Annotated in this window: 14 protein-coding genes; 10 read left to right on the forward strand and 4 right to left on the reverse strand. The window is 54.8% G+C overall.

Going from position 1 to position 13,389, the window contains the following annotated elements:
• From WA318_RS07025 to WA318_RS07035, 3 genes are all read left to right on the forward strand, one after another.
• Window positions 1-1,398 (forward strand): NAD(P)(+) transhydrogenase (Re/Si-specific) subunit beta, encoded by a 1,398-nt coding sequence (locus WA318_RS07025; protein ID WP_114099171.1) that lies wholly within the window; start codon window positions 1-3, stop codon window positions 1,396-1,398.
• 122 nt (window positions 1,399-1,520) lie between these two features.
• Window positions 1,521-2,111 carry a hypothetical protein gene (locus WA318_RS07030; RefSeq protein ID WP_336080413.1) on the forward strand — a complete coding sequence of 197 codons (591 nt, stop codon included), beginning with the start codon at window positions 1,521-1,523 and terminating at the stop codon, window positions 2,109-2,111.
• Between the two features lie 163 nt (window positions 2,112-2,274).
• Window positions 2,275-3,039 (forward strand): SDR family oxidoreductase, encoded by a 765-nt coding sequence (locus WA318_RS07035; protein WP_336080414.1) that lies wholly within the window; start codon window positions 2,275-2,277, stop codon window positions 3,037-3,039.
• Window positions 3,040-3,123: 84 nt separating this feature from the next.
• On the opposite strand, the gene WA318_RS07040 is transcribed toward WA318_RS07035, so the two are convergent.
• Entirely contained in the window at window positions 3,124-4,596 is a 1,473-nt protein-coding gene (locus WA318_RS07040) for a Na+/H+ antiporter family protein (RefSeq protein WP_336080415.1), read from the reverse strand.
• Window positions 4,597-4,938: 342 nt separating this feature from the next.
• On the opposite strand from WA318_RS07040, the gene dctP reads away from it, so the two are divergent.
• The 3 genes from dctP to WA318_RS07055 are packed head-to-tail and all read left to right on the forward strand — an operon-like array spanning window position 4,939 to window position 7,856.
• Complete coding sequence (dctP, locus tag WA318_RS07045; protein ID WP_336080416.1) at window positions 4,939-6,000, forward strand: TRAP transporter substrate-binding protein DctP; 1,062 nt, start codon at window positions 4,939-4,941, stop codon at window positions 5,998-6,000.
• 16 nt (window positions 6,001-6,016) lie between these two features.
• Complete coding sequence (locus WA318_RS07050; protein WP_114099175.1) at window positions 6,017-6,541, forward strand: TRAP transporter small permease subunit; 525 nt, start codon at window positions 6,017-6,019, stop codon at window positions 6,539-6,541.
• Between the two features lies 1 nt (window position 6,542).
• Window positions 6,543-7,856, forward strand: a complete 1,314-nt coding sequence (locus tag WA318_RS07055; RefSeq protein ID WP_336080417.1) for a TRAP transporter large permease — start codon at window positions 6,543-6,545, stop codon at window positions 7,854-7,856.
• 92 nt (window positions 7,857-7,948) lie between these two features.
• On the opposite strand, the gene WA318_RS07060 is transcribed toward WA318_RS07055, so the two are convergent.
• Together WA318_RS07060 and rpsU are read right to left on the reverse strand one after the other, a co-directional pair.
• Window positions 7,949-8,686: a GntR family transcriptional regulator gene (locus WA318_RS07060; protein WP_114099213.1), complete on the reverse strand. Its 738-nt coding sequence runs from the start codon at window positions 8,684-8,686 to the stop codon at window positions 7,949-7,951.
• Window positions 8,687-8,933: 247 nt separating this feature from the next.
• A complete protein-coding gene (gene rpsU / locus WA318_RS07065; protein WP_008891676.1) occupies window positions 8,934-9,137 on the reverse strand; it encodes a 30S ribosomal protein S21 in 204 nt (67 codons plus the stop codon).
• A gap of 366 nt (window positions 9,138-9,503) precedes the next feature.
• Between rpsU and WA318_RS07070 the strand changes: the two genes are divergently transcribed.
• Genes WA318_RS07070 through WA318_RS07085 form a run of 4 tightly spaced genes read left to right on the forward strand, consistent with a single transcriptional unit; the run spans window position 9,504 to window position 12,561 of the window.
• Entirely contained in the window at window positions 9,504-9,977 is a 474-nt protein-coding gene (locus tag WA318_RS07070; RefSeq protein WP_336080418.1) for a hypothetical protein, read from the forward strand.
• Window positions 9,970-11,202 (forward strand): HlyD family secretion protein, encoded by a 1,233-nt coding sequence (locus WA318_RS07075; RefSeq protein WP_114099178.1) that lies wholly within the window; start codon window positions 9,970-9,972, stop codon window positions 11,200-11,202. The genes WA318_RS07070 and WA318_RS07075 overlap by 8 nt, the downstream gene beginning before the upstream one ends.
• A gap of 57 nt (window positions 11,203-11,259) precedes the next feature.
• Window positions 11,260-11,865, forward strand: a complete 606-nt coding sequence (def, locus tag WA318_RS07080; RefSeq protein WP_114099179.1) for a peptide deformylase — start codon at window positions 11,260-11,262, stop codon at window positions 11,863-11,865.
• Window positions 11,866-12,561 carry a COQ9 family protein gene (locus WA318_RS07085; protein ID WP_114099180.1) on the forward strand — a complete coding sequence of 232 codons (696 nt, stop codon included), beginning with the start codon at window positions 11,866-11,868 and terminating at the stop codon, window positions 12,559-12,561. It begins immediately after the preceding gene.
• A 93-nt stretch (window positions 12,562-12,654) separates the two neighbouring features.
• On the opposite strand, the gene WA318_RS07090 is transcribed toward WA318_RS07085, so the two are convergent.
• A complete protein-coding gene (locus WA318_RS07090) occupies window positions 12,655-13,329 on the reverse strand; it encodes a thermonuclease family protein (protein WP_336080419.1) in 675 nt (224 codons plus the stop codon).
• Window positions 13,330-13,389 lie beyond the last annotated feature (60 nt).

Here is a 13,389-nt window from a genome sequence, read left to right on the forward strand (position 1 = left end):
ATGTCGGAAAACCTTTCGGCTTTCCTGTATCTGGTGGCCTCGGTCTGCTTCATTCTTTCGTTGCGCGGCCTGTCGTCACCTGAATCAGCCCGGACCGGGAACATCCTTGGCATGGTGGGTATGGCAATTGCCATCTTTACCACGCTGGCATCCCCGTCGGTGCTGTCTTACACCACTATCATTGTCGGGATCCTGATCGGCGGTGCCATCGGTACGGTCATCGCGCTCAAGATCCAGATGACCGCACTGCCACAGCTTGTTGCGGCCTTCCACTCGCTCGTTGGTCTGGCGGCTGTGTTTGTTGCCGGTGCAGCCCTTTATTCACCCGGTGCCTATGGTCTTGGCACGGCGGGCAATATCGGTGCGGCCAGCCTGATTGAAATGGGTCTTGGTGTTGCGATTGGTGCCATCACCTTTACCGGTTCGCTTGTCGCATTTGGCAAGTTGCAGGGCATTGTTTCGGGGACGCCGGTGCGCTTCCCGGGGCAGCATATGCTCAATCTTTGCATCGGGATTGGCATCGTTGTCTTTGCCATCATCCTTGTCGCAACCGAAAGCCACACAGCCTTCTGGATCCTGGTTGCGCTTGCCCTTGTTCTGGGCATCACGCTGATCATTCCGATTGGCGGGGCGGACATGCCGGTTGTTGTTTCCATGCTGAACTCCTATTCCGGTTGGGCAGCATGTGGCATCGGCTTTACGCTTCAGAATAATGCGTTGATCATTACCGGTGCGCTGGTTGGTGCGTCGGGTGCGATCCTGTCCTACATCATGTGCAAGGGCATGAACCGTTCGATCTTCAATGTCATCTTTGGTGGCTTTGGGGCCGAAGGCGAAGCAGCAGCAGGCGGCGGTGGCGATGGCGACCGCGCGGTCAAATCCGGATCAGCCGATGATGCGGCCTTCATCATGAAGAACGCCTCAAGCGTGATCATCGTGCCGGGCTATGGCATGGCCGTGGCACAGGCACAGCATGCTTTGCGTGAAATGGCCGATATCCTCAAAAGTGAGGGTGTCAATGTCCGCTACGCCATCCATCCGGTGGCAGGTCGTATGCCAGGTCATATGAACGTGCTTCTGGCCGAGGCCAGCGTTCCCTATGACGACGTTCTGGAGATGGAAGAAATCAACCGTGATTTCGGATCCGCCGACGTTGCCTTTGTCATCGGTGCCAATGACATCACCAACCCGGCTGCCAAAACCGATCCGGCCAGCCCGATCTTTGGTATGCCGATCCTTGAAGTCGAAAAGGCCAAAACGGTCCTGTTCGTCAAACGTGGCATGTCAGCGGGCTACGCAGGCATCCAGAACGAACTGTTCTTCAAGGACAACACCATGATGCTGTTTGGTGATGCCAAAAAGATGTGCGAAGAAATCGTCATGCATCTTGATAACTGATCGAACCATCCGGTTTGAAATGAAGAAGGCGGCTCCGATGGGGCCGCCTTTTTTTCGTCCGAGAGGTTGCTTATAACTTCAAGCTGTCAGAGGATTTTTCCCCACGCTAGTTGGAAGGTTATATGTTTCGGATAGTCAGGGTCTCGCTGTTTCTGGTTATTGTTCTGTCGATTGCGCTGGTCGCATCGATGGGGCTGAATGTTCTGACCTATGTGCGCCTGACCGACGAAGACCCGATTGCTGCCCTTTATTTCGAACCGGTGTCCGAGGATGTGTTTACCGCCCATCTGGTGTCGGATGATCCCGGTGTGAGCGGGACTTATGAAATACTTGGCGATCAGTGGCGGATTGATGCGGAATTCATCAAGTTAAAGCCGTGGGCCAATATCATTGGCATGGATGCCCGTTATCAGCTTGTGCGGTTTGAAGGCCGCTATCGTGATGTGGTGCGGCAAAATACCGCACCCTTTCGGGCCTATGATCTGGGGATCGGGGACGCGCTTGATATCGTGAGTTACCTTGCCGAATGGAACTTCCTGATTGATGCCGACTATGGCAGCTCGACCTTTACCGATATCAGGGAAGATACGGTTTACCGGGTCTATCGCACCCAGTCGGGGATCATTATCCGGTCTGAACCGATGCCTGATCCGATTGGCTATGAGCCAACCATGATGGATCAGTTTGCCAACTGGATTTCCGGAAAATCATAGGCACGCTGCCGGTTCTTGGGGCCTGAAAGCAGGGCTCGGAATTGCAGGTCCGAAACTGGCGAGCAGGGATCATCCGGCCCGCTTACCCTTTCCCCATCGTTAATTGCACCGGGATGTTTGCCGTTTGTTACAGGGCTCCGGTGCCAGATGGAATGGAAAGATCATGTTACTTGAAAACAAGGTTGTGATTATCACCGGTGCCAGCAGCGGTATCGGGGCGGCATCAGCCAAGCTGTTTGCATCGGAAGGGGCAAAGCTTGTCCTTGCGGCGCGCAATGCGGATCGGCTTGATACCGTGGTCGGCGAAATCACCGGGGCAGGCGGGCAGGCATTTGGCATGGCCGGTGATGTGTGCGAGGAAGCCTTTGCCAAGGCGCTGGTCAATGCCGCGGTTGGTGAATATGGCGGGCTTGATGTCGGTTTTAACAATGCCGGGCGTTTGGGAACACTTGGATCGCTTGATGACATCACGGTTGAGGATTGGGAGCAGACGCTGCGCACCAATCTGACGGCGTCGATGTTCGGGGCGAAGTATCAGCTCCCCGAAATTGCCAAACGCGGCGGCGGATCAGTGATTTTCACATCGACCTTTGTCGGTCATACCATCGGAATGCCCGGCATGACCGCCTATGCCGCCAGCAAGATGGGGCTGCTTGGGATGGCGCAATGTCTGGCAGTGGAATACGGCGCGGCCAATGTGCGGGTCAATGCGATGGTGCCCGGTGGAACCGATACGCCGATGGCATCAAGTTTTACCAGTGACCCGGAAACCCGTGCCATGGTCGAAGGATTCCATGCGCTGGGCCGGATTGCCGATCCGATGGAAATCGCCAAGGCGGCCTTGTTCCTGGCATCCGATGCGTCAAGCTTTGTCACCGGAACGGCGATGGCGGTTGATGGTGGCACGTCGATCTGCAAAGCGGCCTAGGAAAATAGCGAGCATATAAATACAAAAGGAGCGGCCTTTGCGGGGCCGCTCCTTGTCATTTCGCTGTTGGGTATCAGGTTCCGGTTAGAGAACCATTGCTGCGACCCAGGCAAACAGGACCATGCCGAAATTGGCGTGGATGAAGGTCGGGATCACGGAATCCTTCACATGGTCATGCTGTCCATCGGCATTAAGGCCCGATGTTGCACCAAGGGTAATGGTCGATGCAGGCGATCCGGCATCACCAAGGGCCGCTGATGCGCCCAGAAGGGCGATGGTTGCCATGGGCGAGAAGCCAAGGGCAAGGGCCAGCGGGATATAGATCGGGGCAAGGATCGGAACGCTGGCAAAGCTGTCGCCAAAGCCGATGGTGATGAAAAGCCCGACCAGCAACATGATCAGGGCACCAAGCGCCCTGTTTTCCCCGATCAGGTTTGCAGATGCCTCGACCAGCGGGGCGATTTCGCCCGTGGCATCAAGCACCCCGGCAAAGCCCGATGCAATGGTGATGATGACAGCGATCTGGGCCATCATGCGCATGCCTTCGGTAAAGACATCATCCTGCGCGCGCCAGCGGAATACACCGGCCGCGGCCAGAATGACAAAGCCGATCATCGCGCCAACCAGAAGGCTGTCAAACTGCAACTGGCAAATCAGGGCGACGGCAAGGGCTGCAAGGGTTGCGATCAGCTGAAGCGGTTTGACTTCGACCTGTTTGGCATTGCTGCCCGCGTCCTCGGTCAGTTCAGTGGCGACGTAATCACGGGGCTTGCGATAGGTGATGAAAACCGCAACCAGCATCCCGGCGACAATGCCCATCACCGGCAGGAACATGGCCTTGGGCGCCATATCAGCGGTCATGGAAAGGTCATAGGCACTGCCGACTTCGTTGACATTGGCCATCAGGATTTCATTGAGGTAAATCGCGCCAAAGCCGGTCGGCAGCAGCAAATAGGAAAAGCTGATCGAGCAGGCCAGAATGCAGGCAATGGCACGGCGATCCACACGCAGGCGGTTAAAGACCGCCAGAAGCGGCGGGATCATCACCGGGATAAAGGCGATATGCACCGGCACAAGGTTCTGTGACATCAGCGAACAGGCAATGAAAATGGCAAACAGCATCCATTTCATGCCCTTGGAGGTCGCCTGTTTGTCGGTGCCGACCCGGGCTGCAATCTTTTGTGCAAACAGATCAAGTAGACCCGAACGCGCAATCGCCACGGCAAAGGCGCCGATCATTACATAGGTCATGCCGACCTGTGCGCCGACCAAGAGATTGTCGTTAAGGGCGGCAATCGCAGTCCCGGTATCCATCCCTGCATGCAGGCCGCCCAGAAGGGCTGCGGAAATCAGGGCGATGGGCACGGGCACGCGCAGAAGACAAAGCGCAATCATGACCGCAATGGTCAGAAGAACCGCGTTGATATGGTAATCGGCAAGCCCGGCAATGCCATAGATCGCACCGGCAAGGGCGATTGCGGGCAAAACACGTGTCAGACGATAACGTCCGTTGAAATCACCGGCGGATACAGCCGGATTGGTGGCAGGCGAACTCACAGTCAGGTCTCCCCGTTTGACTGGTTGGTCTTGCGCAAACAGGTCAAACGGCATCCCGCCTTGTGGGCATACCTTTTGACGGGAACCGTGATCGACCGTGTGGGGCGCATGGGCAAAATGCCCGGTCAGGGACGGTTTAACTGAAAGCGCCGTAACGTCAACGGCTTATTGGAAGATGTATGTCCGCTATGCGCGAGGTGGATTGCCTGTGTCAGGCGGAGATAAGCGTGTGTTTTTGTATATTGTATAAATTTTTTGTCGACTTTAAGTATGCAATTATGTTTAGCTACCCATCGAGCAGGACAAAATGTTCTGGTTAGTAAAAATTCAGGGAAGCAAAACATGTTCAATTTCGTGAAGAAGGGCGCGCTGGCGATGGGCATTGGCCTTGTCGCACTGCCCGCTCTTGCGGCTGATGTAACCTGGCGTGTTCCGACCTCTGTGCCGGAAGGTTCGCCGTTTTATGTCAATTTTCTTGAGCGCTTTGCCGATAACGCAGCGCTTCTGACCGGTGACCGTGTTGAAATCCAGCCGTTCGGTGCCGGTGTTCTGGTTCCGGCCCTGCAGGTTTATGACGGCGTGCGCGACGGTATTGTCGAGGCCGGTCACTCAACCCCGAGCTATCTGGTAAACAAAGATCCGATCAACGCGATCTTTGCCGGTTTCCCGGGCGGTATGGGCCCGGAAGCATTCGTGACCTGGATTTATGAAGGCGGCGGAAAGGAAAAGCTGTCTGAAATTCGTGCTTCCGAAGGGTTCAAGAACCTGATCGTCGGCATCGGTTCGTCTGAAATCATGGCACATGCCAACAAGCCGATCCGCAGTGCCGAAGACCTTAAAGGCCTTAAATATCGTACGTCGGGCCCATGGGCCGAAGTAATGCGCGAATATTTTGGTGCGGTTCCGACCGTTGTGCCGCCGGGGGAAATTTACACCCTTCTGCAGCGTAAAGGCGTTGATGCCATCGAGTGGGGCCCGCCGTCGGGCAACCTGCCGGAAGGTTTCCACGAAGCAGCCCCCTATATCATCGTTCCGGGCGTGCATCAGCCGACCTTCCTTTGGGAAGTTGTCGTCAAACAGGAAACCTGGGATGCGCTTGATGATGATCTCAAGCCGTTGCTTGAGGCCGCAGCCGAACTCACCACGCTCGAAAGTGTTGTCAGCTTCTATGACAAGGACATGAAGGCGATGGAAACCTTCCGTGGTGGCAAGAACGAGATCATCACCCTGGACCCGGCTTTCATCGAACAGCTTTCTTCGGCGGGTAGCGACTGGATTTCCAAAAAGGCGGATGCCGAGAAAGAAGCAGGCAAACCGGCCATGGCTGACATTCTTGCAGACTATAATGCCTATAAGGCGCGCTGGTCGGCAGAAAGCAGCTATCTGATCCGGAACCAGGACTGATTGCGTGGAGGCGACCATGTTTTCATATCTGTTTCGCGGTATTGACTGCTTGTCGATCGTTTTTTCAAAAGTGGCCAACATCGTTGCATTGGGCCTGGTCGTCTCGATGATTTACGAAGTGTTGGCGCGTTATCTGTTTAACGCGCCAACACTTTGGGCCTTTGACATCGCCTATATGGCTACGGGAACCTTGTTTGTCCTGGGCGCTGCACAGGCACTTCGTGAAGACGCCCATGTGCGGATCGACTTCTTGTCCTCGCGCTTTCCCGCCAAGTTCCGGGACGGGTTTAATGGCTTCATCTATGTCTTCTTGCTGTTCCCGATTTTTGCGATGTTGTCGAAAGTCGCAATTGGCAAGGCATGGCATGCCTATGTTTCCGGGGAAGTTGAAATGGTCAGTCCGTGGGCACCGCTCATGTGGCCGTTCTATACGCTCCTTGCCCTGGGACTTCTGGCTTTGAGCCTGCAACTGCTTGTCGAAGGTCTGCGCGCATTCGGCGCAGCCAAAGGTGTCACCCAGGTAAAAGAAGGGGACGCCTGAAATGCTTGTTTCCGCTTTGATGTTTCCGGGGCTTTTTGTCCTGGTTCTTGCAGGCATTCCGATTGCCTTTTCGTTGGCAATTGTCGCGGTATCAGCCGGCGCATTCGCCTTTGGGCCGCATATTTTCAATCAGCTCTATGGCAGTTTCTATACTGCGGCGACCAACTTCATCCTGTCGGCCATCCCCATGTTCATCCTTATGGGGGCAATCCTTGAGCGGTCCGGAATTGCGGAACGCCTGTTCAAAACCATGCAGATCTGGCTGAAAGGGCTTCCGGGCGGACTTGCCGTGGCGACCATTGCAATGGGCGCGGTTTTTGCCGCAGCAGCGGGGGTTGTTGGTGCGGTCGAAGTCATGATCGGGATGATGGCCATCCCTGCCATGCAGAAATACCGCTATGACAATCGCCTGATTGCCGGGACGATTTGTGCGGGTGGTTCGCTTGGTACCATGATCCCGCCATCGGTGATTGCGGTAATGTATGCGTCACTGGCACAGCTTTCGGTGGGTGAAGTCCTTGCCGGAATGATGTTCCCCGGCTTGATCATGATTGCGCTGTTTATCGGTTATCTGTTGATCCACGGGATGATCCGCCCGCCCGAAAAAGTGCCGGAACTTGAAGAAGAAGACGAAATGCCGCTTGGCGAAAAGCTTAGGCTGACATGTTCAACGCTTCTTCCGGTCATTGCCCTGATCTTTGCCGTGCTTGGATCTTTGCTGGCGGGGATAGCATCACCGACCGAGGCAGCGGCTGTTGGTGCGGTTGGTGCGCTTATCCTGTGTATTGCCTATGGTCGGTTCAGCATGTCGGTGATGCGCGAGTCATTGGCGATCACGGTGCGTATTTCAGCGATGATCCTTCTGATTGTTGCTGCGGGCACGATGTTTATGGGCGTGTTTGCCGCCAATGGCGGGGCGCAGCTTATCCGTGGCTTCCTTGAAGGATCGGGCCTTGGCACGACCGGAATGATCATATTCTTCCTGATCGTCGTGTTCATTCTCGGCTTTGTTCTGGACTGGACGGCCAATGTGTTGATTTGTGTGCCGCTTTTTACGCCGTTCATTCGCAGTGCCGGTGTTGACCCGGTCTGGTTTGCGACGCTGGTGATCATCGTTATTCAGACCGGATATCTGACACCGCCAATGGCATCGTCGATTTTCTATCTGAAATCCATTGCCCCGCCCAACATGACCTATGGGCAGATGTGCCGCGGCGTGATCCCGTTCATCCTGCTGCAAATATTGACCTTGCTGCTGGTGGTGGCGTTTCCGGTCACGGCGACCTGGTTGCCGTCAAAAATCGTCGGCTTCTAGACTGTGATATCCAGATACGCAGCTGGACTTAAATGACAAAGCGGGGAGATTTTTCTCCCCGCTTTTTTTCATCACGTCATGTTTGCCCGGTGTCAGAGGGGCAGGTCGCTTTGATAGCGGGTCGCCAGATAACTCTGAATTTGGCGAACAATCTGGGCTGCATGTTGTTTGGCCAGATCATCGGCAAGATCGACATTCCGGGTTGCAATGGCATCGACCAGTTGTTCATGTTCCTGAACATATTGGCGCGGCAGCGCATCATCATAGGACTCGTAATAAAGACGCAAAATACGCCGCCCTTCATCAAGTAGACGGGCGAAAAATTCCTCGTAATAGGTGTTCTTTCCGGCCCGCGCGATGGCGACGTGGAAGTCACGATTCCGCGAAATCATCGCCAATGCATCTCGTCTGCCAACAGCTTGGGCAAATTCCTGTTCCAGCCGTCTGATTTCTACCAGATCACTTTCGTTGTGAAGCTCGGCCGCAGAACGTGTCGAAATCCGGTACATCAATGTCAGGGCGTCGAAATAGGCGGGCAGATTGGAAAAGTCGATCGGTGGAACCATGCTGGTTCTGTTGGGCAGTGTCGTAATCAGGTTTTCTGCGGCCAGTCTGACCAAGGCTTCTCGGATCGGGGTGCGCGACATCTTGAAGCGTGCAGAAAGCTGGGATTCATCAAGGATCGTGCCCGGCTTGATCGACAGTTCGAGAATGCCCTGACGCAGTTCACGATAGACCAGCTGAACACCTGATCCGCGCTTGCGCGGTTGTGCCTCTTCGAGGTTGGCATCTGGCGCAACCTGTTTGGTGTCGGGAAACGCGCGGTTCATGTTGCTTCTTTCAGCGGGGCCGGTCGGTGGTGAGGCATGTTTGGCGTACCAAACAGTATCGTTACTCATCGCGGGCGCAACAAGCGTCAACGCAATGCTGCTTTCAGATAAGGTGGGCTCTGACTGAAATTCGGAAAAACCAAACCCGCCCGGATTGCTCCGAGGCGGGCTTGGCGCACGGGTCCGAACTTGGCAAGCCAAATTCGATCGTACAGTCACGTTCGAGATACCCCGAAAGTGAAAAAGACTAGAAGCCTTCGCGCTCGATGCGCTTACGCTCCAGCTTGCGGGCACGACGGATTGCTTCCGCCCCTTCGCGAGCTTTCTTCTCCGACGGCTTTTCAAAGTGGCGACGGAGTTTCATCTCACGGAAAATGCCCTCGCGCTGCATCTTTTTCTTAAGCGCTTTCAGAGCCTGATCGACATTGTTGTCGCGAACGATTACCTGCACGGAAACCACGCTCCTTTCAAAAAAACAAAAACACCCGGAGTGCGGAATGCCCCCCGGTTGGATTTACGGTCAAGCTGACCGTGGACCTGTATATAGTGCAAACAGGCCAAAAAGAAAAGAGGGAAGGGGATATTCGCCTCTGACGTTTATACATGCCTGCATCGCAAAACGCCAAGGCATGTGGTTGTTTCGGCCTGCCGGTTTTACGGGCCAACCAATTGCGGGAATTATGTGATCAAATTGACATCAAAGGTTGCTATGATGAATTGACCAAATTCAATTTATCGCAGGGCCTTGTTGTGTTCTCGGGCCGGATATCTGGAACAAACCGGGCAAAACCGGTTGGGAAACGGTTAGGATATAGTTATGGAAAGCAATCTGCGCGATGCGGCATTGGCCCATGCGCCATTTTTTATTACCGCACCGGGGGAAACGGACATTCTGTTTGTCGGTGTTGTCTGGTTTGTCGTTATTGCGGTCTTTTTGATTGGCGCATTCTATCTCAATATTCATGCCTTGCCCGAAAGGCTGGCCCATCATGCCAATCACACACAGTTACAACTGATTGGTGTTCTGACCCTTTTGGCCCTGTTTACCCACAATAATATCTTCTGGGTCGCGGCCCTTGTTCTGGCGGTTATTCAGTTCCCGGACTTCATTTCCCCGATTCAGACAATGGCAAACGCACTAAAAAGTATGGCCCAAGCCAGGACCGGGCAGGCCGAGTCCACAGCTTCTGCACCGGTACAGCCGCAGCCTGCTTCTTCCGAACCAGTAGCCGCAAGCACGCCGGTCGCAACGGATGAGAGCACCAAGCAGGAGAACCAAAAAGATGTTTGAGCTTCTTCTGTGTTCGATCTTTACCATCCTGCCTGATTATCTGGTCCGCCGTTACGTGCAGGGCAAACGTATTGGCAAGGAAATCACGCTGTTTTCTGTCTGGTATGAGCTGCGCTATGGCATTACGGCCTGTGCGATCCTGACGCTGAGCCTGATTACGGTGATTTTCTATTTTCACCCGTCAACGACCAATGTCACATCGTTCTTCCGGACCGTCACGATTCTGCCGGAAAAGGGCGGTCGTGTGGTCGAGGTCTATGTCAAGAACGACGACAATGTGAATGCGGGGGATCCGTTATTCCGGCTTGATAACCGTGTTGAACGCGAAGCGGTTGCGATGGCCGAACAGCGGATTGCCGAAATCCGCGCCCAGATGGATGTCGCACGGGCCGATATTGCCGTGGCAGAGGGCAATGTCGAACAGGCACGCGGTGCCTATAATCAGGTCCGCGATGAATTAAAGGTCAAGGCAGACCTGCTGGCGCGCGGGACCAATGCGGTATCCCGGCGCGAGGTCGAACGTCTTGAAGTCTCCCTGACCACAAGACAGGGCGGGTTGAATGCGGCCGAGGCCAGCCTGAATGTCATCAAGACCAAGCTTGATAGCCTGTTGCCAGCCCAGCTTGCCAATGCGCAGGCATCCCTTCGATCTGCCGAGGCCGATCTGTCCAAAACCGTGGTCCGTGCCGGGGTTAAGGGCAATATCCAGCAATTCGCCCTTCAGGTCGGTGACTTTGTCAGCCCGATCTTGCGTCCGGCCGGAATTCTGATCCCGGAAAAAGATGCGGAAACGGTGTTTCTTGCTGGCTTTAACCAGATATCGACACAGGTGGTGAAACGCGGTGTGATTACCGAGGTATCCTGTGCGTCCCTGCCATTCGAAATCATTCCGATGGTCATTACGGATGTTCAGCCGGTGATTGCAGCGGGGCAGTTCCGACCAAGCGACCAGTTGCTTGATATTACCGAACGCGCCAAACCGGGCACATTCCTTGTCAAGATGATGCCGCTTTATCCGGAAACGATTGCAAATGTGCCGCTTGGCAGCAAATGCGCGGGCAACGCCTATACCAGTACTCACGAGAAACTTGAAAGCCCTGATATTGGCATGGGGGAATGGCTGTTCCTGCATATGGTTCAGACCGTCGGTGTTGTGCATGCCCTGCTTTTGCGTGTTCAGGCATTGCTGCTTCCGATCCAGACGCTGGTTCTGACCGGTCACTAGACGGAATTGCATGCTTAGGGGCTTTACAGCCGGGCAATTTTGGTTGGATATAAGGCTATGTCGATCCTCAAGATTGCCCGGATGGGCCACCCGGTTTTGCGCAAGGTTGCTGATCGGGTCGAAAACCCGCTTGATCCCGAAATTCAGCGACTGATTGCTGATATGAAGGATACCATGAAAGATGCCGGGGGCGTTGGCCTTGCGGCACCACAGGTGTTCGAGTCCAAGGCGATCATGGTCTATTACGTGCCGGCGATGCGCCAAAGCGACGATCCCGATGACGGAGCCATTCCGCTGTCGGTTCTGATCAATCCGGAAATCGAGCCGGTTGGCGAAGAAATCGTTGATGGCTGGGAGGGCTGTCTTTCTATCCCCGGTCTTCAAGGCGTCGTGCCGCGCTGGAACAAAATTCGTTATCGCGGGTTAAATGAACAGGGCGAGGAGATCGAGCGCATTGCAGGTGGGTTCCACGCGCGCGTGGTACAGCATGAATATGATCACCTGATCGGCGTGATGTATCCTGAACGTATGGAAGACATGACCCTTCTCGGATTTAACGAGGAATTGCGCGAATACCCGCCCGAGACTACATTCAGGCAGTCTGCCGCATCAGAAAACGCTGATGACGCCGAAGACGCCCGATCAAGTGACAAGGAGTCCTAAATGACCGTGTCCGAAAGCATGAGCCGTCTACAAGCCCAGCGCGAAGCACTGGTTGAGGCAGCCCTTGAACATGTGCCGTTTGATGGCTGGACCAAACAGTCCCTGCTGGCCGGGGCCATGGATCTTGATCTTGCGCCGGGCGAGGTTGATCGTTTGCTGCCCAATGGCATTCGTCAGGCGATTGTGACCTATGTCGAGCTGACCGATCGCAAGATGGTTGCTGCCCTTGATGAAAAGGGCCTTGAGAACATGAAAATTCGCGAACGCATTGCGACGGCAGTCAAAACCCGTCTTGATCTGGTCGAAAATCAGAAAGATGCCGTTCGCGCAGCCCTTGCCTTTATGGCTTTGCCGCAGAACGCGGCTCTTGGGCTGAAGCTTACGCACGGGACGGTCGATGCAATGTGGGTGGCTGCGGGCGACACATCAACCGATCATAACTGGTACACCAAGCGCATGTTGCTTGCCGGTGTTTATGGATCAACCCTGGCATTCTGGCTTGATGACACCTCGGATGGTCATGCCGATAGCTGGGCATTTCTTGATCGCCGTATCGGCAATGTTCTGCAAATCCCGAAAATCACCGCCAAGCTTGGCAAGATCGGCAAATGTGCCGCAGCACCCTTCAAGCTTGGTGCGAAATTTGCCAACTGCGTGCCGACACCCGGACGGGTTCGTCGTCAGTTTGGTGGATAACGTATTTACGGATCGAAAATAACAAAACGCCACCGGCAGAAATGCGGTGGCGTTTTGTTTTGACGGGTTTGGGAAACTCAGAGATTGCGTGATCTAGAAGGTGTTTTCAAGGAAGCTCAAAAGAGTTTTATCCGGCGCGTTGGCACGTTTCATGTCACCGGCAAGATCAACCGTGAAGGGCGACCCGAACAGATGACGCGGGGCATCGCCAGTAGCTTTGCGCTTTGCCTTGTTGTCGCTGGACTGAATATCTTCGGCCGTCGGCTTGGCAGCAAGGGCAACCAGTTCCGATGGTGGGGTGCCCATCCAGATGCCTTTGCGGTTTTCCTTGGCAAATTCCTGATCACGCAAATAGGTCGCACAGCTCGGATGGCTGTCGCAGGTGACCATATCAACCATGGCCCAGCCCGCGCGCAGGATCAAACGGTTCAGGTCATTGCGCCCGATGGTGCATTCCGTCAGCATAGGGAACAGTTGCACATCCGATACCTGCTGACATTTGATGGCGTAATTGTCGATGATGCGGCCCAGTGCCTGTGAGGCGGCTGCCCCGCACTGAAATTCAACCGCACCGGCACGGCAAATCATGCCCGGTTTCGGGGCGCGAATGCCAAACAGTTCGACAACCAGATTGCCAAAACGCAGCTTGTCACCTTCGATGACCTGCGGGAATCCAGCGGCGCCCGGGACGGCAAATGCTGCGTTGATGCGGCTTTCCATGGCACCAAGGCCAAGGATCATTGAAAGAATGATCAGAAGTTTCTTCATCACGTTCCATCCGTAAAGAGTTTCCTGTCCCGATCAGGAGCAAACCCGATGCCAATCTGC

Origin of the sequence: Thalassospira sp. CH_XMU1448-2 (genome assembly GCF_037027285.1) — a bacterium.
In the GTDB taxonomy this organism is placed as follows: Bacteria; Pseudomonadota; Alphaproteobacteria; order Rhodospirillales; family Thalassospiraceae; genus Thalassospira; species Thalassospira profundimaris_C.